The 25,125-nt window shown below is 66.6% G+C and carries 23 protein-coding genes; 13 read left to right on the top strand and 10 right to left on the bottom strand.

What is annotated here, in order from left to right:
• Positions 1 to 17: 17 nt before the first annotated feature.
• Positions 18 to 887, bottom strand: a complete 870-nt coding sequence (locus OXM57_05865; protein MDE0352197.1) for a flap endonuclease — start codon at positions 885 to 887, stop codon at positions 18 to 20.
• Between the two features lie 156 nt (positions 888 to 1,043).
• Between OXM57_05865 and OXM57_05860 the strand changes: the two genes are divergently transcribed.
• Positions 1,044 to 2,354 carry an MFS transporter gene (locus OXM57_05860; GenBank protein ID MDE0352196.1) on the top strand — a complete coding sequence of 437 codons (1,311 nt, stop codon included), beginning with the start codon at positions 1,044 to 1,046 and terminating at the stop codon, positions 2,352 to 2,354.
• A gap of 144 nt (positions 2,355 to 2,498) precedes the next feature.
• On the opposite strand, the gene OXM57_05855 is transcribed toward OXM57_05860, so the two are convergent.
• Positions 2,499 to 3,140 (bottom strand): GPP34 family phosphoprotein, encoded by a 642-nt coding sequence (locus OXM57_05855; GenBank protein MDE0352195.1) that lies wholly within the window; start codon positions 3,138 to 3,140, stop codon positions 2,499 to 2,501.
• A 197-nt stretch (positions 3,141 to 3,337) separates the two neighbouring features.
• Between OXM57_05855 and OXM57_05850 the strand changes: the two genes are divergently transcribed.
• The 4 genes from OXM57_05850 to OXM57_05835 all read left to right on the top strand — a co-directional run bounded on the left by OXM57_05850 (position 3,338) and on the right by OXM57_05835 (position 6,678).
• Positions 3,338 to 4,573, top strand: a complete 1,236-nt coding sequence (locus tag OXM57_05850) for an acyl-CoA dehydrogenase family protein (protein MDE0352194.1) — start codon at positions 3,338 to 3,340, stop codon at positions 4,571 to 4,573.
• A 66-nt stretch (positions 4,574 to 4,639) separates the two neighbouring features.
• On the top strand, positions 4,640 to 4,939 hold the full coding sequence (locus OXM57_05845) for a WhiB family transcriptional regulator (GenBank protein ID MDE0352193.1): 300 nt from the start codon (positions 4,640 to 4,642) through the stop codon (positions 4,937 to 4,939).
• Between the two features lie 553 nt (positions 4,940 to 5,492).
• The gene (locus OXM57_05840) at positions 5,493 to 6,218 is read left to right on the top strand and encodes an alanyl-tRNA editing protein (protein MDE0352192.1); all 726 of its coding nucleotides are present in this window, start codon (positions 5,493 to 5,495) and stop codon (positions 6,216 to 6,218) included.
• Positions 6,219 to 6,237: 19 nt separating this feature from the next.
• The gene (locus OXM57_05835) at positions 6,238 to 6,678 is read left to right on the top strand and encodes a MaoC family dehydratase (GenBank protein ID MDE0352191.1); all 441 of its coding nucleotides are present in this window, start codon (positions 6,238 to 6,240) and stop codon (positions 6,676 to 6,678) included.
• A gap of 7 nt (positions 6,679 to 6,685) precedes the next feature.
• On the opposite strand, the gene OXM57_05830 is transcribed toward OXM57_05835, so the two are convergent.
• On the bottom strand, positions 6,686 to 7,981 hold the full coding sequence (locus OXM57_05830; GenBank protein MDE0352190.1) for a glutamate-5-semialdehyde dehydrogenase: 1,296 nt from the start codon (positions 7,979 to 7,981) through the stop codon (positions 6,686 to 6,688).
• Between the two features lie 204 nt (positions 7,982 to 8,185).
• Here OXM57_05830 and OXM57_05825 point away from each other — a divergent pair, with 204 nt between their 5' ends.
• From OXM57_05825 to OXM57_05810, 4 genes are all read left to right on the top strand, one after another.
• Positions 8,186 to 9,166, top strand: coding sequence for an ABC transporter substrate-binding protein (locus OXM57_05825; GenBank protein ID MDE0352189.1), 981 nt, complete (start codon positions 8,186 to 8,188; stop codon positions 9,164 to 9,166).
• Positions 9,167 to 9,242: 76 nt separating this feature from the next.
• Positions 9,243 to 10,880 carry a choline dehydrogenase gene (gene betA / locus OXM57_05820; GenBank protein MDE0352188.1) on the top strand — a complete coding sequence of 546 codons (1,638 nt, stop codon included), beginning with the start codon at positions 9,243 to 9,245 and terminating at the stop codon, positions 10,878 to 10,880.
• A gap of 40 nt (positions 10,881 to 10,920) precedes the next feature.
• A complete protein-coding gene (locus OXM57_05815) occupies positions 10,921 to 11,976 on the top strand; it encodes a betaine/proline/choline family ABC transporter ATP-binding protein (protein MDE0352187.1) in 1,056 nt (351 codons plus the stop codon).
• The gene (locus OXM57_05810; protein MDE0352186.1) at positions 11,973 to 13,922 is read left to right on the top strand and encodes an ABC transporter permease subunit; all 1,950 of its coding nucleotides are present in this window, start codon (positions 11,973 to 11,975) and stop codon (positions 13,920 to 13,922) included. The genes OXM57_05815 and OXM57_05810 overlap by 4 nt, the downstream gene beginning before the upstream one ends.
• Before the next feature lie 69 nt (positions 13,923 to 13,991).
• On the opposite strand, the gene OXM57_05805 is transcribed toward OXM57_05810, so the two are convergent.
• On the bottom strand, positions 13,992 to 15,449 hold the full coding sequence (locus OXM57_05805; GenBank protein ID MDE0352185.1) for an ATP-binding protein: 1,458 nt from the start codon (positions 15,447 to 15,449) through the stop codon (positions 13,992 to 13,994).
• A gap of 238 nt (positions 15,450 to 15,687) precedes the next feature.
• On the opposite strand from OXM57_05805, the gene OXM57_05800 reads away from it, so the two are divergent.
• Both OXM57_05800 and OXM57_05795 read left to right on the top strand, forming a co-directional pair.
• A complete protein-coding gene (locus OXM57_05800) occupies positions 15,688 to 16,653 on the top strand; it encodes a hypothetical protein (GenBank protein ID MDE0352184.1) in 966 nt (321 codons plus the stop codon).
• Between the two features lie 425 nt (positions 16,654 to 17,078).
• Positions 17,079 to 17,882 (top strand): site-specific DNA-methyltransferase, encoded by an 804-nt coding sequence (locus tag OXM57_05795; GenBank protein MDE0352183.1) that lies wholly within the window; start codon positions 17,079 to 17,081, stop codon positions 17,880 to 17,882.
• On the opposite strand, the gene uppS is transcribed toward OXM57_05795, so the two are convergent.
• From uppS to OXM57_05775, 4 genes are all read right to left on the bottom strand, one after another.
• Positions 17,883 to 18,683 (bottom strand): polyprenyl diphosphate synthase, encoded by an 801-nt coding sequence (gene uppS, locus OXM57_05790; protein MDE0352182.1) that lies wholly within the window; start codon positions 18,681 to 18,683, stop codon positions 17,883 to 17,885. It lies immediately after the preceding gene.
• A gap of 122 nt (positions 18,684 to 18,805) precedes the next feature.
• On the bottom strand, positions 18,806 to 19,687 hold the full coding sequence (locus tag OXM57_05785; protein MDE0352181.1) for a type IV toxin-antitoxin system AbiEi family antitoxin domain-containing protein: 882 nt from the start codon (positions 19,685 to 19,687) through the stop codon (positions 18,806 to 18,808).
• 312 nt (positions 19,688 to 19,999) lie between these two features.
• The gene (locus OXM57_05780) at positions 20,000 to 20,254 is read right to left on the bottom strand and encodes a hypothetical protein (GenBank protein MDE0352180.1); all 255 of its coding nucleotides are present in this window, start codon (positions 20,252 to 20,254) and stop codon (positions 20,000 to 20,002) included.
• Between the two features lie 142 nt (positions 20,255 to 20,396).
• Positions 20,397 to 22,070, bottom strand: coding sequence for an S-layer homology domain-containing protein (locus OXM57_05775; protein MDE0352179.1), 1,674 nt, complete (start codon positions 22,068 to 22,070; stop codon positions 20,397 to 20,399).
• 287 nt (positions 22,071 to 22,357) lie between these two features.
• On the opposite strand from OXM57_05775, the gene OXM57_05770 reads away from it, so the two are divergent.
• Positions 22,358 to 22,531 (top strand): hypothetical protein, encoded by a 174-nt coding sequence (locus OXM57_05770; GenBank protein MDE0352178.1) that lies wholly within the window; start codon positions 22,358 to 22,360, stop codon positions 22,529 to 22,531.
• Positions 22,532 to 22,703: 172 nt separating this feature from the next.
• On the opposite strand, the gene OXM57_05765 is transcribed toward OXM57_05770, so the two are convergent.
• Positions 22,704 to 23,537: a DMT family transporter gene (locus OXM57_05765; protein ID MDE0352177.1), complete on the bottom strand. Its 834-nt coding sequence runs from the start codon at positions 23,535 to 23,537 to the stop codon at positions 22,704 to 22,706.
• A gap of 206 nt (positions 23,538 to 23,743) precedes the next feature.
• On the opposite strand from OXM57_05765, the gene OXM57_05760 reads away from it, so the two are divergent.
• Positions 23,744 to 23,932: a hypothetical protein gene (locus OXM57_05760; GenBank protein MDE0352176.1), complete on the top strand. Its 189-nt coding sequence runs from the start codon at positions 23,744 to 23,746 to the stop codon at positions 23,930 to 23,932.
• Positions 23,933 to 24,770: 838 nt separating this feature from the next.
• Here OXM57_05760 and OXM57_05755 read toward each other — a convergent pair.
• The gene (locus OXM57_05755; protein MDE0352175.1) at positions 24,771 to 24,986 is read right to left on the bottom strand and encodes a hypothetical protein; all 216 of its coding nucleotides are present in this window, start codon (positions 24,984 to 24,986) and stop codon (positions 24,771 to 24,773) included.
• Positions 24,987 to 25,125 lie beyond the last annotated feature (139 nt).

Below are 25,125 nucleotides of genomic sequence, written 5' to 3'. Positions count from 1 at the left end.
GGTTGGCGGTCGGGTGGCTAGACCCTCCAGCGGCCGGGCCGGGTGCGGATGGCGCCGAAGCCGAGCCGGTCGCACAGCTCGAGGAAGCGTGTTCGATGGGCGCCGCGCCACTCGAGATCCTCCAGATCCTCGGCCAGCGGCACGTCCAGTCGAAGGGTGGTGAGCTCCCGGTAGAGGGCCGCCTCGGCTCGGGCCGCCTCCAGGTTGGTGGACAGCCGGGCCGCGCCCCGGACCTGCACGTCCCAGCTACCGGGCGATGCGGGGATGTCCTCGATGTGGCCATACCTGGCCAGGAGGGTGGAACTGGACTTCGCGCCCCAGCCGGGAATCCCGGGAACCCGGTCGGCGGCGTCACCCACCAGCGCCAGGTAGTCGGGTATGGAGGACGGCCGGACGCCGAACTTCTCCACCACCCCGCGCTCGTCGTAGCGCTTGCGTTCCCGGCGGTTGAACGTCACCACCCGGTCCCCGATCACGCATTGCATCAGGTCCTTGTCGGGACTGAGGATGATCACCCGCTCCACATCGTCCTTCCAGCGGTGGGCGGCCGTGGCGATGGCATCGTCGGCTTCGAAGTCCCGCATGGCCCAGACGGTCACGCCCAGGATCTCCAACGCCTCCTCCGCCAGCCGGAACTGGCCGAGCAACTCCGGTTCGATTCCCTCGCCCGTCTTGTAGCCCGGGAAGATGTCGTTGCGGAACGACTCGATCACCGCGTCGGTTGCAGCGGCCAGATGGGTGACCCCGTCCTCGCGGAGCAGGCGGATCGTGGAGTCGAGCACCCCGTAGACGGCGCCGACCTCCATCCCGTCCGGAGCAGCCCGCCTCGGATACCCGAAATAGGCCCGGAACAGCTCGTAGGTGGCGTCCAGGAGGTGAAGGTTCACGAGTAGACAGGCTAGGCGGGTTGTTCAGGATCGCCCAGCAGGACCGCCAACTTCCTGGTGCTACCCAAACTCCACCCCTCATGACCACTAGTCTGGGAGCCGTCAACCCGTCGCTGTCACGGTGGCGGGTGTTCTTGTTTACGGATGGAATCCGGTTTGCCACCTCTTTCAACGCTCCGCTCTGTCACCGGCCTGCGGCGCGCCCTGCCCGGGAGGCGAGGAACACCCCGCAATAGAGGCTCGACATCAACCCTGAGGGCCTTCCGGCATCGCAGTTTCACCGTCCTGTGGGCCGGGCTGTTCTTCTACCGGGTGGGTTTTTGGATCGGCTTGCTCACTTTCCAGTTGATGGTGGCCCGCCTGACCCGTAACAGCCCGTGGATGCTGGGCCTGCTGTCGTTCTTCAACTCCATCCCGATGCTTGTGGTCACCCCCTTCGTGGGTGTGGTGGCCGACCGCCTCGACCGGAAACTCCTCATCGTGGCCAACCAGGTCGTCATGGGCGTCGCGGCTGCGGTCATGAGCTACCTGGTCATAGTCGGCCGCGCCGACTCGGTGGTGGTGATGTTCGGCTTTGCCCTCGTCTTCGGGGTCGGGCTGGCGTTCGCGATCCCGATCAACCAGGCGGCGGTGGCCAATTCCGTCCCACCCGAGGACCTGCGGAGCGCGGTGTCGACTAACTCGATCGGGCTCAACCTGGCCCGTATCGGAGGGCCGGCGCTGGCGGGGCCGATCCTGGCTCTCTGGGGACCCGGAGGCACCTTCGCGGTGTGGGCGGTGGCAGCCCTGTCCGGAGCGGTGGCGACCTCGATGATCACGCTGAGGCCCTACCAGCCCGAGCAGGACACGCTCGGCGTCTTCGCTCGGATGCGCCAGGGCATCGAGTACGTCCGGGAGCGTCCCACCATCATGAAGGCGCTGGCCATGGCCACCATGGTGACCGTCTTCGGCACCTCATACATGGCCGTGCTCCCGGTGATCGCCTACGACACTCTGGGCGGGAGCGACCAGACCTTCACGATGCTGATAATGCTGATCGGTCTCGGCGCCATGCTCGGCGCGTTCACGGCCGGGAGCGGCCGGTTACCGCTGAACATGACCACCATCACATGGGCCGCGGTCGCTTTCGGGGTGGTTGAAGGGTTGTTCGCCGTGACCCGGTCTGTCTGGGCGGCGGGGATCCTTGTGACGGTGGCGGGCGGCCTCAACTTCTTCCTGCTCACCTGCCTGACCACCCTGGTCCAGACCCTGGCCACCGAGTCCAAGCGGGGACGGGTGATGAGCCTGTTCGTGCTCGCGTGGGGAGGCGTCTTCCCGCTGGGAACACTGGTGCTCGGCGCTCTAGCGGAGGCGATCAGCACTCCCTACGCCCTGGCTGCGTTCGGCTCGGTGCTGGTCGTCTACAGCCTCTGGGCCCGTCCCGGACGCCGGACTGTCACATCCACCTCACGGCTGGCAAGCTCGTGAACTCTGGCCACTTCTTGCAAGTGGCCGCCCGACCTGGCAGACCGCTCCGGTGGGATGTCAAGCAGCTTCCGGCGGCACTGGGGCTCGAAGGAGTTACATACGTGGTTGAGTGCCCGTTCTCCGGCACGGCGTGTCAAGCCGGGCTTAGAACATCACCGCTGAGGCGATCGATATCTCGATCTCATGGATGGCCTGGGCCACGGCCTGGCCGATCAGATCCAGCTTCCGCACCTGCGCGATCCGTGCTGCGGCCTGCTCAAGTTCCTGCTTGGACAGCAACAGCTTGAAGATGCCGCACACGTCGGCCAGGCAGATGAGCACCACGTCGTGCGGGTCGGGGATCTCGTCGCTGAACAGCACCCCCATGATCCGCAGCTTGACCTCGCGCTCCGCCTCGCCGTCAACCGCCGGGTAGCGCCTCGAACGGAACACCCAGAGGAAGGAATCCTCCTGGCGTTCCAGGATCCCCCGCTCCACCAGCCGTGACAGGGCCGCCTCCCGGATCTCGTCGGAGTACCGGGCTGTCTGCTCCACCCAGTAGAGGGCGTTGCGCTTCTCCCCGGCGGCGATCAGGGCCAGGGTCGGGTCCAGCAGGTCGTCGCCCGTGGGGGTGGCATCGAGCAGGATCATGTCCTCGAGATCGGTGTCGATGCGGTTCTCCATGGCCAGGTCCATGAGGACGGCCCCGGCGATGGCGCGATCCATCGCGAACCGGGACACGTGATAGAACTTGCCGTCCTCGTCGCGGAGCAGGAGCAGGAGGATCTCTTCCACGAATCTCAGCATGCGGTCACCCCCTAGCGGGTCGGCAAGAGTCGGGTAACGCTCGGCTGTCCGCCTGAACAGCCGACCGCGTACCTGCCAAGTGTAGCCGGTCCGGGCCGGCGATCAGGGCGCGCCCCGGCTTGCTCTCGGCGGCCCCTTCGGGGCGGACGGCAGGGAAGCTAACGTTCCCAGTCAGCGCCCGAGGAGAAGCGCAACCGGTGGACTTCGAGTTTTCGTCGCGAGTGGAGCGGCTCCGGTCCGCGCTGCTTGACTTCATGGATGGGATGGTCTACCCCGCCGAAGCCCTCTATGCAGAGCAGATGGCGGCTGCCGGGGACCCCCACCACCATCCACGGGTCATGGAGGATCTGAAGGCGGAGGCCCGAGCCAGGGGCTTGTGGAACCTGTTCCTGCCCGATCCGGACCGGGGGGCGGGCCTGTCGGTCCTTGAGTACGCACCGCTGGCCGAGATCACCGGCCGAAGCCCGCTGCTGGCGCCCGAGGCGGTGAACTGCTCGGCCCCCGACACCGGCAACATGGAGATCCTCCACATGTTCGGGACGGAGGAGCAGAAGCGCCGCTGGCTCGATCCGCTACTGGAGGGCGCCATCCGGTCGTGCATCTCGATGAGCGAGCCGGATGTCGCCTCTTCGGACCCCCGCAACATCCGCACCCGTATCACGGAGGAGGGCGATCAGCTCGTCATCCGCGGTCGCAAGTGGTTCTCGACCGGGGCGGCCAGCCCGCGCTGTCGGGTGGCGATCGTCATGGGGGTGACCGATCCGGACGCCCATCCCTACCGGCGCCAGAGCATGGTGCTGGTGCCGCTCGATCGTCCGGGGGTGACCATCGAGCACGATTCCTCCGTTTTCGGCTATCACGATCGGGGAGGCCACGCCACGATCCACTTCGACAATGTCCGCGTGCCGGCCTCGAACCTCCTGGGCGAGCGGGGCGGGGGCTTCGCCATGGCCCAGGCCCGCCTCGGTCCGGGACGGATCCATCACTGCATGAGGGCGATCGGCATGGCCGAGCGGGCATTCGATCTGATGTGCGCCCGGGCACAGGCCAGGCAGGCATTCGGGTCGCTGCTGTCGGACCAGGGTGTGGTGCGGGACTGGATCGGCGATTCGCGGATCCGGATCGAACAGGCTCGCCTGATGGTGTTGAAGACGGCCTGGATGATCGACACGGTGGGCACCCGCGAGGCCCGTGTCGAGATCTCGGCAATCAAGGTGGCCGTGCCCCGGATGGCCAGGCTGGTGATCGACCGCGCCATCCAGCTGTTCGGCGCCGCCGGGGTGTCGGAGCAGTTCCCGCTGGCCCATCTCTATGCGCAGGTCCGCTCCCTGCAGATCCTCGACGGGCCCGACGAGGTGCATGTCCGAGCGGTGGCCCGCCGCGAGCTGGCCCGCTACGAACCGGGTGAGGTCCCCCCTCCGTATCCCTTCTGACCGTCCGTTGCCGACCGCGTGTCAGAAACAGGGAACATGTCAGGCCCGACGGCTGTTGTACGGGGTATGAGACGCAGCGCGACACCGTTCATCCTCACAGCGACCCAGTCCCCGGCGGGTGGGTCGTCGTGGCGCGACCTAGCGGCGTGCCGGACGACCGACCCGGGCATCTTCTTCCCCGATCCGGGCGACGTGGTGGGCGTGGAGAGAGCGAAGCAGGTATGCGACGGATGCCCGGTGGCGTCCGAGTGCCTGTCCTACGCGGTGGGCACCAACCAGACCGAGGGGGTCTGGGGTGGCACCACCCCGGGCGAACGGCGCCGGCTCCGGCAGCGGTGGCTCAAGGACCTGAGGGAAGCCGGCTGACCCGTCCCTTTCCTTACCGGAGTCGCTCCGATGACCGGGTCCGGTTGATCCATCGCCACGGAGCGAACCTCAGGATCAGGGCGTCATAAGTGACGCCCTCTGCCTCAAGAACCCGACGGTCGGCGAACCTCAGGATCAGGACACCACATGTGACGCCCTCTGCCTCAAGAACCGCCGGCGCCAAAAGTCGCGAAAAACCGGTGCTCCGCACCGGGCCCCTCCCCCGCCACCACCCATCCTGTTGGAGCGTGGTCGGCCATGCCCGGCTGGATGCCGGGTGTCGGCCGTTCGCTCCATAAGCCTTGATGTTCCCTCGGACCGGCCGGACCGATCGGACCAGTGCCAGCGGCCGGTATAGGTGCTTGGCGATAGGCAACGTATATCGGATCTGTGACGGTTTCAACCCCTTGTTACGAGAACGCGAAAAATCCTTCCACGGAACCGGGTCGGACCACATGAGGGCAACGGGGCTGCGGGTGGTGCTTCCCGACCGGTGGGGTGGACCTGTTGGGCGGGAACAATGCCCGATCGGGATCGGGGTATCGTTGGCGTTATGACGGAGCAGATCTACTCGGTTGACTCCTATGCCCGCGAGATGGCGGCTGAGGTGGTGGCCACCGACGTTGACGACGGGCGGGTGTTGCTCGACCGGACGGTGTTCTATCCGGGTGGGGGTGGTCAGCCGGTTGACGTCGGAGAGCTGGCGATCGGAGATGACCGGCTCCAGGTGGTACGGGTCAAGCAGGACTCGGACGGTGTGTGGCACTGGCTCGAGGGCGGGCTTCCGAAGGTGGGAACGAAGGTGATCGGCAGGATCGACTGGGACCGCCGGTACCGGCTGATGCGTACGCACACATCGATGCACGCCCTCTGCGGAGTGATCTGGGAGCGGTTCCGGAGCCCGGTGACGGGCGGCAACATGGAACCCGGCCACGGTCGCCTGGATTTCGAGATCCCCAACTGGGACGCCAGCCACCGGGATCCCGTCGAGCAGGCGTTGAACGAGGCCATCGCCCGGCACCTGCCTGTCGAGGTGTCCTTCATGCCCCGCGAGGAGGCCGATCTCGATCCCACCCTTATCCGCACCAAGGTCAACCTGATACCGCGCTCGGTGCGCCGGATCCGGGTGATCGACATCGTGGGCCTGGACCGCCAGGCGGACGGCGGCACCCACGTCAACACGACCGAGGAGGTGGGCCGGGTGCGGATCACCAAGGTCCAGTCGAAGGGTCGGGGGTTCCGCCGCATCCGGGTGGCCCTCGAAGACGACCCCGCGTAGCAGCCGACCGGGGCGACCGATGAGCATCAGGGCGGAACTGGAGGCTCGGGTCGGCCAGGTCATCGGCGTGGGCGATTGGCACACCATCACCCAGGCCGACATCGACCGCTTCGCCGGCGCCACCCGTGACCCTCAATGGATCCACGTGGACGCCGCCCGGGCTGCCGAAGGCCCGTTCGGCGCCACCATCGCCCACGGGTTCATGACCCTGGCGCTGACACCGGGAATCGGACCCGTTCTCGACCTCCCCGGACTCGAGATGATCATCAACTACGGCCTCAACCGGGTGCGGTTCCTCAGCCCGGTCCCGGTCGGTTCGAGGGTGCGGGTGGTCCGGGAGATAGCGGGCGTGTCGGAGAAGCCCAACGGCATCCTTCTCGAGGAGAAGGTGACGATCGAGTTGGAAGGGTCCGCCAGGCCCGCCTGCGTGGCCGAGACGCTGGTGCTGCTGGTCGTGTAGCGCGGCGTCAGCCGAGCGCCAGGTCCCGGTGGGTGTAGGACCGCTTGCCCGGCCCGTAGTCGCCCACCACATGCCCGTCGCCCCGCAGTACCCACTTGGTGGTGAACAGTCCTTCCGCCCCCATCGGGCCCCGGGCGTGGACGCGGCCGGTGGCGATACCCACCTCGGCCCCCAACCCGTAGCGGAACCCGTCGGCGAACCGGGTGCTGGCGTTCCAGAATACCGAGGACGAGTCGACCGTCTCGAGGAAGCGCCCGGCGACCCCGGCGTCCTCGGTGACCACGGTGTCGGTGTGCGCCGACCCGTAGGCGTGGATGTGGTCGATGGCCTCGTCGACCCCGTCAACGACCCGGGCGGCGATGGTGAGATCCCCGAACTCGTGCCCGAAGTCGGACGGGCCGGCCGCCGTGACACCCGGAGCCATGGCCGCCACCGCCTCGTCCCCGCGCACATCGACCCCGGCGTCGAGCAGGGCCTGGACCACCGCCGGGCCGGCCCGGAAGTCGCGGTGGAGCAGTAGGGTCTCGGCGGCGTTGCAGACGGCGACGTAGTTCGTCTTGGAGTCAACCGCCACCCGCACGGCCATGCCGGGATCGGCGGCGGCATCCACGTAGACGTGGCAGATGCCGTCCGCATGACCCAGCACCGGGATGCGCGAGGCCGCCTTGATGGCGCGCACCAGGTCGGCGGAGCCCCGGGGGACGACCAGGTCGATGTCCTCGTCCATGGCCAGCAGGTCGGCCACCGCCTCCCGGCCCTCCACGTTCTGGACCACGTCGGCGGGTCCTCCCGCCTTGACCACCGCCTCCCGCAGCAGGTCGGTGAGCGCCCGGTTGGAGTGCAGGGCCTCGGATCCGCCCTTCATGAGCACCGCATTGCCGGTGCGAAGCGCCAGCGAGCCGATCTGGATCACCGCGTCGGGGCGGCTCTCGAAGACGATCAGCAGCACGCCGATCGGGACCCGCACCTGCTCGAGGACCAGCCCGTCGTCCAGTTCCCGGCGGATCATGGGTCGCCCCACCGGGTCGGCCGAGTCGATCAGGACGTTCACGCCCTCCCGTAACGTCTCCAGCTTGGAGGGCGAAAGCGCCAGGCGCTTGCGGATCGGTCCCGGGAGGTCGTCCGCCCCCGGAGCCTCCAGGTCCCGCTGGTTGGCGGCCAGCAGGTCGTCCTCGCGCTCGCCGAGCAGGCGCTCCAGATTCCGCAGCACTTCGGTCCGCGCCGCCGCGCCCTCGACCACGAAGGCCCGCTGGGCCTCCCGGGCCGATCTCGCCTGATCCTGTGGTAAGTCCCCCGAAGACATGAGAGGGCGATTGTAGTGAACCTGCCGGGCCCGGGACCGCGGACCGGGAGGCTCCAGGGGAATCCGACCGTTGGTAGAACAGGGGCCGCTCTGCGGACAAATGACCGTTTGCATGGTGTAGCGCTCGCGCAACGGGTAATCTTGAGACCGGGCACGCTGCAGGCCTGCCTGGGAATATTCCCGACCTGGAATGAGGAGTACACAGTGCGAACCCGCAACACCAAAAGGCGAAGCCGCCTTCTCTTTTTCGCGCTCTTTGCGGTGCTGGCGCTCATGGTCGCCGGCTGCGCCGAGGAAGATGATTCCCGCGGCTCCCAGACAACGATCAAGCTCGCCGTCAACCCCTGGAACGGCTCCGCGGCCAACGTTGCGGTGGCGGCCCAGCTGCTGGAGAGCGAGCTCGGTTACACCGTCGAACTGGTGGACATCGACGAGAACGCCCAGTGGGCCGCGATCAACACCGGAGATATCGACGCCTCGCTCGAGGTGTGGCCCTCGGGTCATGCCCAGAACGTGGCCGACTTCATCGATAGCGCGGACGGGAACGTGGACAACGCCGGCCTGATCGGTCCGATCGGTGAGATAGGTTGGTTCATGCCGACCTACATGGTGGACCAGCACCCGGCGCTGGCAACCTGGGAAGGCTTCGCCGATCCCGAGCTGGCGGGTCTGTTCGCCACCGCCGAGACCGGCGACAAGGGCCAGTTCATGAGCGGTGACCCCAGCTGGACGATCTACGACGAGCAGATCATCGCCAACCTGAACCTGCCGCTCGAGATCGTGTACGTCGGCTCCGAGGCCGGCATCCTGGCCGCCCTGGACTCGGCCTACAGCCGCCAGGAGCCCGCTCTCTTCTACTTCTGGACCCCGCACTCGGCGTTCAATACCTACGACCTCACCCGGGTGGCGCTCCCCGCCTACAGCGATGCGTGCTACGCCACGGGTGATGATGGCGGCATCGACTGCGACTACCCGGAGGACGTATTGTTCAAGATCGTCAACCGCGATCTGGCTACCAACGCCCCCGACGCCGATGCCTTCCTGCGGGCCATGAGCTACTCGACCGCCGACCAGATCCAGATGCTGTCGGCCATCGAGAACGACGGGCTCACGGTGGACGAGGCCGCGGCCCAGTGGATCGAGGCCAACCCCGACGTCTGGGGGGCCTGGATCCCCTCCTCCTAAAAGGCAGGCCCTAAAGCCCGGCGCCGGCAGCCTACGAGACCTGCCGGCGCCGCAGGCCTTCTCCGAGGAGTAGTTCTTGTACGACTTCATCATCGTGGGAGGCGGCTCCGCCGGGTGCGCGCTGGCCAACCGGCTGAGCGCGGACCCCGGCAACCGGGTCCTGGTGCTGGAAGCCGGCCGCCGGGACTACAAGTGGGACGTGTTCATCCACATGCCGGCGGCCCTGGCCTTCCCCATCGGCAACCGCTTCTACGACTGGCGATACCAGAGCGATCCCGAACCCCACATGGGGGGTCGAAGGATCTACCACGCCCGGGGAAAGGTGCTCGGCGGATCCAGCTCCATCAACGGCATGATCTTCCAGCGCGGCAACCCGGCCGACTACGACAAGTGGGCCTCAGAGCCCGGAATGGAGGGCTGGGACTACCGCCACTGCCTCCCCTACTTCAAGCGGTCCGAAACCTGCCTGGCCGGCGAGGACCGGTGGCGGGGCGGCGAAGGTCCGCTGGTGCTGGAACGGGGACCGGCCGACAGCCCCCTCTTCACGGCCTTCTTCGAAGCCGTGCAGGAGGCCGGGTACGGGCTGACGGAGGATGTGAACGGGTACCGCCAGGAGGGGTTCGCGGCGTTCGACCGCAACATCCACCGGGGACGGCGGGTCTCGGCTTCGGTGGCCTACCTGCACCCGGTGAGGCGCCGCAAGAACCTCGATGTCAAGACCGGCGCCCTCATCCACCGGGTGCTGTTCGAGGGCAGGCGGGCGGTCGGGGTCGAGTACAGCCGGCGAGGCCGCCACCGCACCGTCCGGGGCGGGCACGTCCTGCTGTGCGCCGGGGCGTTCGGATCCGCCCAGCTGCTCCAGCTCTCCGGGGTGGGGCCCGCCGGTCTCCTGGAGTCGCTGGACATCCCGGTGGTGACCGATCTTCCGGGGGTCGGCGAGAACCTCCAGGACCACCTGGAGGTGTACGTCCAGTACGCCTCCCGCCGGCCGGTGTCCATGCAGCCGGCCCTGCGCCTGTGGCGCCGGCCCTGGATCGGTATGCAATGGCTGGCCCGGAGGGGACCAGGTGCCACCAACCACTTCGAGGGCGGCGGTTTCGTCCGCTCCAACCCGGACGTGTCCTACCCCAACCTCATGTTCCACTTCCTGCCGCTGGCGATCCGCTACGACGGCTCTTCGCCGAGCCACGGCCACGGCTACCAGGTCCATGTCGGCCCCATGTACTCGGATGCCCGGGGCTACGTCCGGATCAAGTCACGCGACCCGAGGGTGAAGCCGTCCCTCCGCTTCAACTACCTCTCCACCGACCAGGACCGCCGGGAGTGGGTCGAGGCCGTCCGGGTGACCCGCCGCATCATGAACCAGCCGGCGTTCGCCCCCTACAACGCCGGGGAGCTGTCGCCCGGCCCGGAGGTCTCGACCGACCGGGAGATCCTGGAGTGGGTCGCCCGGGATGCCGAGACCGCCCTGCATCCCTCCGGGACGGCCCGCATGGGCATCGACGACCGGTCGGTTGTGGAGCCCGGGTCGATGCGGGTGCACGGCACCGAAGGGCTGAGCGTGGTGGACGCCTCCGTAATGCCGACGGTCACCAACGGCAACATCTACGCTCCGGTGATGATGATCGCGGAGAAGGCGGCCGACCTCATCCTGGGCAACCAGCCCCTGGAGCCCTTGGATGTCCCGGTCTACCCAGCCGAGCGGGCCGGGTGACGAACGCTCGACAATCGACGGCGGAAGTTGGATCAAGGTGATGGACACAGCGAGAGACACCAGTAGCGAGACCTCCCGTGTCAGGGTCGAGGGCGTGTGGAAGGTCTTCGGCAGGCGGGCCGCCGAGGCGCGGGAGATGGCGGAGGCCGGAGTCGGCCGGGAGGAGATAAGGGAGGCCGTCGGCAGCGTGGTGGCGGTCCGCGACGTCACCTTCCAGGTGTCCCCGGGGGAGACGTTCGTGGTCATGGGCCTCTCGGGATCGGGAAAGTCCACCCTCGTCCGGTGCGTCTCCCACCTGATCGAGCCCACCGAGGGGACCGTGGAGGTGTGCGGCACGGAGCTCACCAGTGCCGACAGCGCCACGCTGCGCGACCTGCGGCGCCGGAAGATGGCGATGGTGTTCCAGCATTTCGGGCTGTTCCCCCATCGCACGGTGGTGGACAACGTGGCCTACGGGCTGGAGGTCCAGGGGATCGACCGCCGCGAGCGGCAGGAGCGCGCCCGGGAACTCCTGGAGACCGTCGGTCTCGAGGGCTGGGGCGACCACCACCCCCAGCAGCTCAGCGGCGGCATGCAGCAGCGGGTGGGGCTGGCCCGGGCGCTGGCCGTCGATCCCGAGGTGCTGTTCTTCGACGAGCCGTTCTCCGCACTCGACCCGCTCATCCGCCGGGACATGCAGGACGAGCTGATCGAGCTCCAGATGAGGCTGCGCCGGACGCTGGTCTTCATCACCCACGACTTCGTCGAGGCCCTGAAGCTGGCCGACCGGATCGCCATCATGAACGACGGGGCGTTCGTGCAGGTCGGCACCCCGGTGGAGATACTCACCGACCCGGCGGACGACTACGTGCGGGCGTTCACCCAGGACGCCCCGGTGGTGAAGGTCCTGCAGGCCTGTTCGGTGATGCGGCCGCTGGAGGGAACCGAGGTCGACCACGGGTGGCCGAAGGTGTCCGAGACCACGCCACTGGAGGCGGTCCTTCCCCACCTGCTGGGCTCCACCGAACCGGTGCTGGTGTGCGATGAGCAGGAGGTACCCGTCGGGCTGCTCGACGCGGACGAGGTCGCCGGCGTGATCTCTCCGGACCGGCGATGACGGCGCTGGACGGGGTCCGCCCAGGCGCCGACGGGCTCCGGGGCGCGTGGAGAAGCGGGCCGGCGCGCTTCGCCCTGGTACTCGGCGGGATGATCCTGCTGGTGGCGGCCTTCCGCATCCTCACCGACTTCGGCGTCTTCCCGGAGTCCTGGAACATCGGGCTGGCCGACCCGATCGACCGGGCACGGCGCTGGCTGATCACCAACCAGAACTCCCACTGGTTGTATACCGTCTTCCTGAACCCGCTCACCGACACCATGGACTGGGCCATCCGCCGGCTGGAGTCCCTCCTCAAGTGGCTCCCCTGGTATTGCTACCCGCTGTTCACCGGTCTGGGGCTGTGGTGGACCCGGGGCCGGATCGCCGGCGCGCTCGGTCTGGCCGGCGTGACCCTGATCGGAGTGTTGGGCCTCTGGAACGAGGCGTTCGCCACCCTGGCGCTGATGGGAGTGTCGGTTCTCGTCTCCATGGCCATCGGTATCCCGCTGGGTATCGCGGCTTGGCGCAGCGACGCGGTCGCTCGCATCACCCGGCCCACCCTGGACACCATGCAGACCATGCCGGGGTTCGTCTACCTCATCCCCTTCGTCCTGCTGTTCGGGTTCGGGCGGGTGCCGGCCATGATCTCCACGGTGATCTTCGCCCTGGCTCCGGTGGTGAGGCTCACCGAGGTGGGGCTGCGTACCGTCCCGCAGTCCACCGTGGAGGCGTCGGAGATGTTCGGCGCCACCGAGCGGCAGACCCTGCGGCTGGTGCGTCTCCCCCAGGCGCGGCCGGCCATCTTCGCGGGTATGAACCAGACCACCATGCTGGCCATGAGCATGGTGGTGATAGCCGCCTTCATCGGCGCCGGGGGCCTCGGCCAGGTGGTGTTGCAGGCCATGCGGAGCATCAACGTGGGCAAGGCCTCCGAAGCAGGCATCGCCATCGTGATCATGGCCATCATCCTGGACCGCTTCTCCACCGGCGTCGCCACCGCCGACCCGGGCGACGACCTCCCGGCCATCCGATGGCTGGCCGTGGTGACGGCGGTCGGCGCCGTGGCCGGGGGCTTGGCCGGCTTGAACGAATTCCCCAAGGCGCTCGGCTGGCGGTTCGCCCCCTACGTCAACAGCCTCACCGATTGGGCCCGGGACAACCTGTACGACATCGGTGGTTCGGGTATCGGGACGGGTCCGTTCAGCGACTTCGTCACCACCCAGCTCGTGATACCGCTACGCGAGCTCCTCTCCTCCGGCATCCCGTGGCCGGCCATGATCGGGATCGGGGTCGTGCTCGGGCTATGGGCCCGGGGGCTGCGCCTGGCCATCGGGATCGGTGCGGCGCTGGCAGCCATCGGCCTCCTGGGCATGTGGGAGCTGTCCATGGACACCCTGGCCCAGGTTCTTCTGGCAGTGGCAGCCACCCTGGCCGTGGGCCTGCCGGTGGGGATCCTGTCCTCGCACAACGACCTGCTCCGGGCCGGTCTCAAGCCGGTCCTGGACTTCTTCCAGACGATCCCGAGCTTCGTGCTGTTGGTGCCGGTGATCACCCTCTTCCACGTGGGCCGCATCCCCGGCATCATCGCCTCGGTCGTCTACGCGCTACCGGCCGCGGTTCACTACACCGACCTCGGGCTGCGCCGGGTGCCCGCCGAGACCCACGAGGCGGCGGAGAGCTTCGGGGCGACCCGGGCGCAGCGCCTCCGCCAGGTGGAGATGCCGCTGGCCGCACCCGAGCTGATGGTGGCGGTGAACCAGGTGATCATGCTCATCCTGGCCATGGTCGTCATCGCCGGGCTGGTCGGCGGGGGCGGGCTGGGCCTGGAGGCCGTCCGGGGCCTGCGGCGCAGCGACGCGGTGGGCCGCGGCTTCGAGGCCGGCATCGCCATCGTCCTGCTCGCAGCCATCCTCGACCGCCTGACCCGCGCCGTGGCCGACCGCCTCCGCCCGCCCGCCGCGGTCTGATAGCGCACGGGTCCTAACGAGCCTCCTGAGCTTCCGGGCCGGCGTTCATGGAGCCTAAAGATGGGGCGACTAGTTGTCCATGCGGGCAAAGTCTTTGTTCGTCAGGGCGCCAGCCGCGAGGAGCAGGAGGTCCAGTGGAAGGGTCCCGACGCCCGAGTCATCCGGGTGGAAGACCGGCACCTGCGGCGTCACGAGGTAGCAACCCCCCTTGAACCGCGGATAGCGCCGGATCAGGGCATGGAGGCCGGACCGGCTGTGATTGGACGACGATGCTATCTCGAAGGCGAGGGGTTGGTCCGGGTGGTCGAACACGAGATCAACCTCGTGATCACTATCACGCCAGTGGAAGAGACGTACCCCGGTCCGTTGGGCAAGGGCGCGCAAGGAGGCGGCCACCAGGTTCTCGAGAAGAGCCCCCATTTCCACGGGGTCGTCAAGTACGGCCAGACCCCGGTGCAGAGCGGCGTTGCGGACCGCTCCATCCACGAAGTAGAGCTTGCGGCCACGCTTCTGGACATTGGTTTCCCTGCCCGAGTAGTTCGGAAGGGTGAACACCAAAAAGGCGCGCTCCAGATAGGACAGGTACCGGTCCAGCGTCTGGATCGATATGCCCAATTCCCGGCTTATCCTCGAAGGCGAGAGTATCCCGCTCACCTGCGCGGCAAGCACGTATAGGAGCCTTTCCAGCATCAGGGGGTTGCGGACCCCGTAGGACTGCGGTATGTCCTTGTACAGGGCACGTTCGACAGCGTCGCTTCGCAGGACGTGTTGGGATTGAAGCACTAGGTCGGGTTCCTCGCGACTAGGACTCAGCAGATCTGCCTGAAACAACTCCGGCTGGCTTCGCAGGACGTGTTGGGACCCGAGGCCTGAGTCGGGTCCATCACGACGAGAACGCAGATGATCGGCCAGCAGTAGCTCCGGAAAACCCCCGACCAGCATCAGCCGCCTCCGGGTTTGCTTGAGTTCCGGCGAGGAGTGCTGGCCCCCCGCTAACGCGGCCAAGCTCTCGGCGAGGGTTTCTCCTGCCTGTACGGGATACGAGATGTCCAGCAGTTCCAGGTACTCGGGAAGGAGGTAGGGGGTGAGGATTTGCTCCGTCCACCGACCGACGCCGCTCTCCAGGCGGCGATCACGCAGCGCGGCCGTGGCGCTGGAGGTGGCGGCTACCCGGACCGGCCGGCCTTCGTCATAGAAGGTCTTGAGCCACAGGTCCCAGTCCTTGGCATAGACCAGTTCATCGAGCATGAGATACACCGGCCGCGCCGGAGTCGCGTCGACCGCGTCGAGGACACCGCGGACGAGCCAACCAAGATCCAGCTGCATGAGTTGAGGATGATCCATCCGCAACCACCAGATGAGGGATGGTGGTACGCCTTGGTCAATGAGGTGACGCACGGTCTGGTGGAGCACGGTGGTCTTTCCGACCCGGCGCGGCCCCAGTACGATCTGGTACCGCCGCGGCCGGTCGCTGACGAGCAACCGCCAGAGCGCTCTCGCCATGGGCCGGTCGCTGGGCGGTGCCATGGACGACGGAACCCGGCGGAGTTGGAACCACGGATTCTGCTCGCCTAATACCGTCTGAAGGTCTTCGGGACTTGGCACCCAAGTAGCCAACGTATCTCCCTCGCTATGGTGCTTATGAGCTGATTATATCTCACACTGTGAGGGTTATTGGAGGATTAATATCCATCCGGTGATCAGGATGGGGGTTATCCGACGTATGAAGCCCGACCGGCCAACCCGTCCTCGCATTGCCGCATGAGTGTCAGGGGCGACACCTAGGGTTGGGCATGGCAGGGAGGAGGACGGCGCCATCGGGCTGGATCAGATCTACACCAAGCCGGCCGTTGCGGATCGCTGCCTCCGGTTCCTGTTCGAGACGCTTGACGGGCTCCGCGATCTCCGGCGCGACCGGATCCTCTACGTAGAGCCGAGCGCCGGGGAGGGCTGCTTCCTCGACCTGTTGCCCGCCGGCCGGCGTATCGGCATCGACATCGACCCGCGGCGGCCCGGCATCGTCCGGCACGACTTCCTGACCTGGCCCTTCGAGGACACGATCGAGGACCCCCGGCACACCGTGGTGGTGGGCAATCCGCCCTTCGGTCACCGGTCGAGGCTCGCCATCCGGTTCTTCAACCGGGCAGCCGCCATGGCGAACACCATTGCGTTCGTGGTCCCCGTCCAGTTCCGGAAGTACTCGGTCCACAAGAACCTGCGTCCCGGGTTCCGGTGGATCGCCGCGATGGAACTCGCCGGTCCGGCCTTCTACACCCCTGACGAGCCGGACTACCGGCTCAACGCCGAGTTCCAGGTCTGGACCAGGGAGGCGAACCACGACTTCGAGGACATGCGCCTGCTGAGCCCGCCCGCCATCCGGCACGCCGACTTCGAGATGTGGCAGTACAACAACACGCCCGGGGCGCTCAAGGTCTTCGACCACGACTTCGACTTCGCCGTGCCCAGGCAGGGCTACCAGGACTACTCGAGGCGGGAGACCTCCGCGGACCGCTGCGAGCGCACAAAACAGTGGATCCTGTTCAAGGCCCGGACCCCCGCCGCCCTCGACCGGTTGCTGGGCATGGACTTCGCCGCCCTGTCACAGAACAACACCATCACCCCCGGCTTCGGGAAGGCCGACGTGGTGAAGGAGTACGTGAGGATCACCCGGCATGAGAACGGTGCGAACCCAGCGGCTGCGGGACCGCGGCACCGGCTCGCCGGCGGCTAGGCGCAGAGTGGCTACATGCTCCGGCTCTTTTCCGGCACCGGGCCGTACACGTCTTGACTTCCACCCGGGCCGTTGCATGCCGACAAGGGGGTTGAACTTGTCACATCCTCGCTATAGGTTATTGGATAACCGTAATTACCAACGGTCCGGCTCCGGACGTCGGCCGGCCCGCTCGAGGGATCAGATCGTTTCGAGACCGCCCCGCCGAGGGCTTGGCGGGACGCGTCTCGGACCAAGGTGGTGGCGGCGGGGGAGGGCCCAGCGGGTGGAGCCCGCTTGCCGCGATTTTCGCGTTCTTCTGCGATGCGGTGCCCTGGGTCTTCGATACGCCATCTTGGAAGGCAGCGGTAACGACTAGGCGTGAGGCCGTATAGGAGGACCATGACTACCACGCATACCCCACAGATGGCGGGCACGGAGCCGGGATGAGCATCAGGCGCAACCAGCTGTACGTGGCGGACTGCGTGGAGTTCATGGCCCGGATGGACGCCGGAACCGTCGACCTGACCGTCACGTCTCCTCCCTACGACAACCTGCGGGACTACAACGGGTACTCGTTCGACTTCGAGGCCATCGCGCGCGGCCTGTTCCGGGTCACCAAGCGAGGCGGCGTGGTCGTGTGGGTGGTCGGGGACAAGATCGACGGCGGGCGGCGCACCCTCTCGAGTTTCCGGCAGGGGCTCTTCTTCCAGGAGATCGGGTTCCGGATGCATGACGTGATGATCTACAGGAAGAAGAACACCCCCTTCATGCGCTCCAACGCCTACACGAACGCCTACGAGTTCATGTTCGTGCTGAGCAGGGGAAGCCCGAAGACCTTCAACCCGCTCACCGAACCGACCGTCCGGAGCGGCTACGAGATGCTCCCTCACAACAAGGGTCCGGACGCGGTCAACAACAAGGTGCTCAAGGAACTCAAGAAGGAGAAGACCAGGACCAACATCTGGGCGTATGCGGTCGGCCTGGGGGGCACGACCAGGGACAAGGTGGCCTTCCGCCACCCGGCCGTCTTCCCCGAGAAGCTGGCCTCCGACCACATCCGGTCATGGACGGAGCCCGGCGACCTGGTGTTCGATCCGATGTGCGGATCCGGCACCACCCCCAAGATGGCTCTGCTGGCCGGGAGGGACTACATCGGGGTGGACATATCTCCCGAATACATCGCCATCGCCGAGCAGAGGATGGAAGCCGTGGCTCCGGTCGGTAGCGCCCCGGCTCGTCCGGGCTAGCTAGCGGCCGAAACGGCGGTCGGCGGCGGCGTAGTCCCGCAGGGCGCGGAGGAAGTCGACCCGCCGGAAGTCCGGCCAGAACACGTCCACGAAGGCATACTCCGCGTAGGCGGCCTGCCACAGCAGGAACCCCGACAGCCGGGACTCGCCCGAGGTGCGGATTATCAGGTCGGCATCCGGCTGGTCGGGCTCGTACAGGTGGGTGCCGATGCCGGCGGCATCCACATGCTCGGCCAACTCCTCGGGAGGCGTGCCCCTGCCGAGTAGCTCATCCACCAGGTCGCGGCAGGCATCGACGATTTCCTGGCGGCCTCCGTAGCCCATGGCGACCGTGACAGTCCGGGAATCCTGCGAAGCGGACCGGCTGGTCTCCACGGCATGCTTGGCGGCCTTCACCAGGTCGGCGGGTAGAAGGTCGAGGCTTCCCATCACCTTCAGCCGGAAGCCCAGGCGGTCGGTGCGTTCCGGAAGCCGTTGGAACATCTCGGTCAGCGTGTTGAAGTAGGGCTCGATCTGCTCCGCCGGCCGGGCCAGGTTCTCGGTGGACAGAACCCAGGCGGTGATGGAGGGGATGGGCAGTTCGGCCACCCAGCCCAGGAACTCCTCGAACCGTCTCATCCCGCTGCGATAGCTGTGCGAATAGGTCTCCAGGCCCTCGGCCCGGGCGTAGCGCCGGTGGCCGTCCAGGATGATCCCGATGTGGCGGGGGAGGCGGTCCGGATCCAGTTGGCGCAGGAGGCGCCGCTCGTACAGGCGGTACAGGGGAGCGGTGAGGGAAGTGGGGCGCGCCTTGTTGGTCATTGGCCTTCCTGGGAGCCGGTCTGGACCGAGCATGGGGTGGTCCGCTACAGGATGGTAGCCCCTCCCGGATCAGGACCCTGACCCCGGAGGCCCTGGGAAGTTGTCAGTAGATGGGCAGCGGATCATGCGGCCAGGCGGAGGGCTTGGGAGATCTGGTACAGCACCCTGGCCGGCGTCTCGGTGAGGTCGTTCCAGGTGAAGCGTAGGACTCTCCAGCCGTTCAGATGAGCGAGATTGTCCCGGCGGCGATCGCTCTCGAACGCCTCCATGGTCGTGTGCCACCGGCGCCCGTCACACTCGATGATCACCCGGGCGTCCTCGTAGGCGAAGTCGACCCGACCCTTCGTGGGACTCCGCCACGGGAGCGGCATCTGGAGAATGGGCATCGGCAGACCGCCTTCGCTGAGAAGGGCGATCATCCTTTCCTCCATGACGCTCTCCGGGGCGGCGTGCCCGGGCGCTACATCTTCGAGAAGCCTGCGGAATTGGGTCGTGCCGGGACGACCCCGCCGACCCAGGTCCTCGAGAATCTCGGCGAGGCCTTCATAGGTCACGCGGCGCGCCGCCAGTGCTTTCTGTGCGATGCTACGGAGCTCGTCGATTTCGGTTACGGACGCCAGGTCGAACATGGTCCGGACGGGATCGGTGACGGGGAGACCGGTGATATGGGTGACATGTCGCCGGTGGAGGTCGGTGGACTGGTGGACTACAACCTCTACGAAGCGGTTGCTGCGGCGGTGCGGCACGGTGACCACGGCTCCGGTGAATGTCTTGTGGCCGAGCCCCTGTAGCTGGGCTGCCGACTCATGAGAGACCACTGCCGGGAGAGCGAGGACGGCAGCCCGGAGATGGACCATCTTCGACCGGGTCCCGTACACGAGGTAGATGTCGTTCTCCAACCCCTCCCATTCCTTCGATTCGATCCTGCGTCTGATAGTGGACCTCGAGAGACCCGCCTTGATCGCCTGGTCGCCCGTTATCAGGCCATTCTGTGACTCTGCCAAGCGCCGGATCTTCGCTCTCAATGCCGGTGTCGCCATAGCCATCTCCCTTCGTTGGCCTCTCTTGTGACCCGTCAATGCCTACAAGGTGCCCGCGATGAGGGTCGTCGTCAAGGGTCTTGTTCGCCGAAGTGCGGGGGTGTGGGTGCGCGGCACCGGCACTCGACGACGCCACGGCCTCGAACCTGAGGATCACCGCACCAGAAATGACGCCCTGATCCTCAGGAACGTCGCGGCCTCCGAACCTGAGGAACACCGCACCAGAAGTGCCGCCCTGATCCTGAGGAACGAGCGGGGTGGGCGCGGCGGGGAGGGTTAGATGGGGTTGCGGGTGAAGGTGTTGACGTCGGCGGATCTGTGGGAGGTGACCTCTGCCCTCAGGGTGTCGCCTTCCATCACTCTCTCCAGGAAAGTGTCGTAGGTGATCGGGCTGGCGCCGTAGTAGTAGTCCCTGCCCGGCGGGCGGAGCCCGCCGGCGTGATTTTCGCGTTCTCGTCGGATCTTCGCGATCTGCCAGGCCAGCAACACCGACCCTGCCGACACCACACCCACCACCCCACCCAGCCACATCCGCGACCTACCAGGCCGACACGCGGATCGCGTCGGACGGCACTCGCGAATCGCCGGCGCAATTTTCGCGTTCTCTGCCGGCTTTTCGCGTTCTGTGCCAGTTTTTTCGCGTTCTAGCCCTGGCCGGTCTAGGGACGGGGTGTCATGGGGCGGTGAAGAACCACAACCACATGAAGCGGAGAGGGTCCTCGGGGCTGAGGCGGGTGCCCAGGAGTTGTCGATCACCGGTGCCGTCGGCTTCGATTACCCGGATCCATGTACTGTTGCCCGGTTGCCAGAGGCTGTACGCGATCTTGGTGCCGTCGGGAGACCAGTCGAGGTCGAGGATGTAGCCATGGGCGGCGGCGAGCAGGCGACCATCGGTACCGTCGGCGTCGATCACCCACAGCCCTCCCTCCTCCCCAGTCCGGTCATGACCCGAGTAGACGATCCTGGATCCGTCCGGCGACCAGGCCGCATACGCGACGTTGCGGGCGGTGGCGAGTAGGCGCTCGTCGGACCCGTCGGCGTCGATCACCCGCAGCCCGACCTCCTCACTGTTCCGGTCATAACTCGAGTAGACGATCATGGTTGCGTCGGGCGACCAGGCGAACCACGGCGCGCCGTGGCCGGTCGTGGTGAGCTCTCGGTTGCCGGTCCCGTCGGAGTTGATCACCCACAACGCCGCTCCGTCCTCGCGGCCGTAGTAGATGCGGTAGGCGATCCGGGTCCCGTCGGGCGACCATGCGAAGGACGGCCCGAAGTGGCGAGCGGTGGTCAGTTGCCGGTTATCGGTGCCGTCTGCGTCGATCACCCACAACCCCGTCCCGTCCTCGTAGCCGTAGTAGACGATGCTGGAGCTGTCGGGTGACCATGCGAACGATGATGAGGCGTAGCCGGTGGTGGTGAGACGCCGGTGATCGGTGCCGTCGGCTTCGACCACCCATATCTCGCCGCTGAGGTTGTAGGCGATCATGGCGCCGTCGGGCGACCAGGCCGGATACGTGTCTATCGACTGTGGTAGCCACCCGGCGGTGGGGACCTGCCGGTGATTCGTACCGTCGGCTTCGATCAACCCGAGGTCCGAACATTCGAAACGTTCGCTGAGGTAGCAGCTGCTGTAGGCGATGTGCAGCCGCAGCATGGTTGGTGGTGGGGGTGGCAGTCCTCGTCCGGAAAGGTTGTGCCACAGCCCGATCAGATAGACCGCCATCTGTGCCCGGGTGACCGACCTCGACCCGCGGCCTTCGCCCGGAGGCAGCACCGTCAGGGCGGTGAGGCAGCTCACCGCCTCATCCAACCCGCCATGCTCGATGCCGGCGGTGTCGGGGCAGATGTCCCCTGCCTTCCGATAGACCCGTAGCAGGAACCGCGACACCTGGGAGGCTCTCAGCGGCAGTTGCGGCCCGTAGGTGGTGGGTGTCACTCCCGCGGTGATACCCAGGTTGTACAGGCATTCGATGTCCTCCGAGTGGGTGCCACCGGCAGAGACGTCCGTGAACGGCGATCCCCCTTCGGGACACTGACGACCGAGCACGTCATGCCATAGCCGCACCAGGAAGGTGGCCATCTGGCCGCGGTTCAACACCTGGTCGGGCCCGTATCGTCCGCCGCCGGTGCCGACCGACAATCCCAGGGCGCGCATGCAGAGGATGTACGCCGCCCCGTAGTCGCCCGGCTCCACATCGGTGAACTGTTCCACCGATCCCGGATCGCACAACTCCACCTGTGACTGGGCCTGGACCGACTGGGCCTGGGCGGGGGCCACCTCCCCCGGCGTCAGCAGCGACATCAGCACCAAGGCAGCCGTCAATGCCCGAACCAGCCCGGCGCGCACTGTCCTAGGCGTCCTCACCTCACCACCGGCGGATTCTCAACAGCCGCGACCAGCACTCGAGTACACCCGTGCCGACCGCCCGAAACATCTTGCCGAAGACTACGCGAGGACGGGTCGCACGCTACGCACTGCCGCTCGCCCTCGACCTCCACCTCGAACCCACCGCCGTCTCAGGTCGCGCACGGTCAATCAACCGACTACGGCGGGATGGAAACGAGACCAGGACACCCCTTGAAATCTCCTCGGGGTAAGGTACGTTCAGGGTGAGCGAGAAGGAGTAAGACCCGTTGAGTGTCACCGAGTCCGTAGTTGACGCGAAGGACGAAGCCCGCCAGGCAGAATCCCGTGAGGCGCTCGCCAACGCGCTGTTGTTGATCGAGAAGCGGTTCGCTTCCCAGACCAAGTGGATCGTCGGGGCGATTCTAACGATGTCTGCCATCACCATCGCGGTGCTGCGATGACAGGCACCTGACTACTTAGACCCCGGCTGCGCCTGCCTGGCGAAGGCGTCCATGCATCTGTCCGGTGCCCGACCCAGACCATTCTGGTTGCTGGCTGGGTTCCGCCACCGTTGCGGCCGGAAACCCCGCGCCCCATGAAGTCCAGACTCACAACTCTCCCCCAGACGGCCGATCAGTTCAGGGCGATCAGGGATACGGCTCCCAGGGACAACAAGAGACCCGCTATGCGCTGGGGACCGGGCCTTTCCCTGTAGACCAGGAAGGCCATGACCACCACCACAGCCGGATAGAGGGCCGACACCACCGCTACGAGTCCCAGCGGCCCGATCCGCACTGCCAGCACGTAGGTGAGGTTGGCCAGGATTGCTCCCCCTGCGGCGAAACTCAACAGCAGTTCCCTCTTTGCCATCCTGAGCGGGATCCCCCGCGCTCCGACCAGGACACCCGATGTGGCAACGGCAGCGCACCTGAAGGGAATCAGCGGCCACATTCCGGCGTCGGCCGAGACTTGCGCCAGCCCGATGAACATCACCGAGAAGCCCAGCCCGGCGCCGAGACCGTATATGGCCTTCCCAGGGCGGTCTTCACGGCTCCCGGTCGCCACGGTCAGCCACATCGCAGGGGCGGCGAGCGCAACCCCTATCCACGGCAACAAGGCATAGCGTTCACCGGTCAGCAACCCGAACATGAACGGGATCAATGACAGGGTGATGGCGGATACCGGAGCAACCACCGCCATCTTGCCCTTTGCGAGACCTTCGTAGTACGCGACCACCCCCGCGACCGCGGCGACACCGCTCGCCGCTCCCCAAGCCAGGTCGGAGAGGCTGACGGCGGACCCGAACGCCATGTGGTACAGGAACGCAACCAGACCCGAAAGCGCCAAGGCCATGATGTTGGACCAGAAGGCGACTGCGAAGACCGGGGCCCGGCGGGTGGCCATCCCACCTGCGAAGTCGAAAACCCCGTAGAAGATCGACGTCAGTCCGGCTAGGAGGATGGCCATAGGCCTCCTGGAGGATGCAAGGGTGCGCTCACGCTAACAAGCCTCCGGGCCACGGATCATGCCTCCTTCAACCTCGTAGAGGGGACGGCGCGACGCTCCTGCGGTTTTCGCGTTCTTGACCCGCCCGGCGGCAGGACTGCGACACACCCCTTGAAATCTCCTCCGGGTAAGGGTACGTTCAGGGTTAGCGAGAAGGAGCAAAGCCGTTGACTGTCGCCGAATCCCTGGTAGACGCGAAGGACTACGCTCGCCAGGCGGAATCCCATGAGGCCCTCGCCAACGCGCTGTTGAGGAGCGAGGAACGGTTCGATTCTCAGACCAAGCGGATCGTCGGGGTCGGTATGACAGCCATCATCATCGCGATAGTGGGCGCTGTATTGGGTGCGATAACTTAAAGTCCCGGTACGTTCGCAGAGCCTCCAAACCGTCCTTCCACCAAGGGCCAGTGGTAGATCCCCCCTTGCGCCACTAGGCGATCTGGGCTGACACCTCACTTTGCGCTGAACCACTCGTCGCGGGAGATATGGGCTTGTTTCAAGATTGTGGCAAGGAGGCCCGCCGATGTCCTATGTGTGCGTTGGGAGTGCGCACTGTCAGGCGGTCCTTCACCATGAGGTCTGCTTGGCGCTATGCCTCGGGCCTTCCCAGGCGAGCTGCCAGAACCGTTTGACAAGTTCAGGTCTCTGTAGTCGGCGCCAGCGCTGTCAGCTCATCTCGCTACAACTAGATCCAAGCCCTCCATGGCTGGGAGTGTCTTCGTCTCCGTCTTCGATCTTCGACGTCGCCCAGTTGATCAGTACAGACTGCAGGTCTCGAGTGCTTCCTCGGAGGAGCTACGGAAGCCCCAGGCCCCGTTGATACCAACTACGGTCGCGACTAACCCTTCGGGGTCGTTGATGGCGCGGGCCTTGGCCTGTGAAGCAGCGGCAACGGCCCAGCGCTCAATCAGCCTCTCTAGAACCGCTCCACTGCCATTGGACGTGTCGGCAGGCGCTTGTGGTCTGGCTGCGCAACTGGGGTGGGGTTAGCCGTTGGGGAGGGTGTACGTGCTGCCGCTGCCGGTGGGGGTTGTCTGGTAGGTGAGGGTATTGCCTACGGTTAGGTCGTCTCGGAAGGTGGTTATGCGGACGCGGTCGGGGCCGATCATCAGGTGGTCGGTGTGGCTGTAGGCGACTAGCCAGACACGGGGGCCGGACCGTATTACGGCGCGGTTGTTGGCGGGGTCTACCAGAACTATCTCTCCGGAGCCGGGGGGATGGGGGCGGCCCAGATCTGGCGGGCGGTGGCTTCCAGATCCCCGGACCGGGCGGTGATCATCTCGATGGCGCCGGTGTCGGAGTCGCGGTGGTAGACGAAGGTGGCCACGCCGCCTACGTTGGTGTTGCGGCTGACATTGTTCGGCGTCACGAAGGGGTCGGCGGACGTGGTGACTCTCTCGCCGCGGCCCACTCCCAGAGCCGTACTGATGAGTGAGGCTCGCCCGCGCCCTGTTGCCAATGTTGTCGCCCTCCGAGGAGGCACCAGGTACTCCTTATGTTGACGATCGTCGAGATTCCCCGGTCTCGATCAGTGAATTTCCCCACCCTGT

It is taken from the genome of bacterium, assembly GCA_028820935.1.
GTDB lineage: Bacteria > Actinomycetota > Acidimicrobiia > Spongiisociales > Spongiisociaceae > Spongiisocius.
This window is presented reverse-complemented; position numbering and strand designations above follow the sequence as displayed.

Bases quoted from the DNA above. Each gene is read 5' to 3' on its own strand.
- OXM57_05855 (MDE0352195.1), bottom strand. From the start codon at position 3,140: ATGCTGAGATTCGTGGAAGAGATCCTCCTGCTCCTGCTCCGCGACGAG.
- OXM57_05845 (MDE0352193.1), top strand. From the start codon at position 4,640: ATGAGACGCAGCGCGACACCGTTCATCCTCACAGCGACCCAGTCCCCG.
- OXM57_05840 (MDE0352192.1), top strand. From the start codon at position 5,493: ATGACGGAGCAGATCTACTCGGTTGACTCCTATGCCCGCGAGATGGCG.
- OXM57_05835 (MDE0352191.1), top strand. From the start codon at position 6,238: ATGAGCATCAGGGCGGAACTGGAGGCTCGGGTCGGCCAGGTCATCGGC.
- OXM57_05830 (MDE0352190.1), bottom strand. From the start codon at position 7,981: ATGTCTTCGGGGGACTTACCACAGGATCAGGCGAGATCGGCCCGGGAG.
- OXM57_05815 (MDE0352187.1), top strand. From the start codon at position 10,921: ATGGACACAGCGAGAGACACCAGTAGCGAGACCTCCCGTGTCAGGGTC.
- OXM57_05810 (MDE0352186.1), top strand. From the start codon at position 11,973: ATGACGGCGCTGGACGGGGTCCGCCCAGGCGCCGACGGGCTCCGGGGC.
- OXM57_05805 (MDE0352185.1), bottom strand. From the start codon at position 15,449: ATGGCACCGCCCAGCGACCGGCCCATGGCGAGAGCGCTCTGGCGGTTG.
- OXM57_05795 (MDE0352183.1), top strand. From the start codon at position 17,079: ATGAGCATCAGGCGCAACCAGCTGTACGTGGCGGACTGCGTGGAGTTC.
- uppS (MDE0352182.1), bottom strand. From the start codon at position 18,683: ATGACCAACAAGGCGCGCCCCACTTCCCTCACCGCTCCCCTGTACCGC.
- OXM57_05780 (MDE0352180.1), bottom strand. From the start codon at position 20,254: ATGTGGCTGGGTGGGGTGGTGGGTGTGGTGTCGGCAGGGTCGGTGTTG.
- OXM57_05765 (MDE0352177.1), bottom strand. From the start codon at position 23,537: ATGGCCATCCTCCTAGCCGGACTGACGTCGATCTTCTACGGGGTTTTC.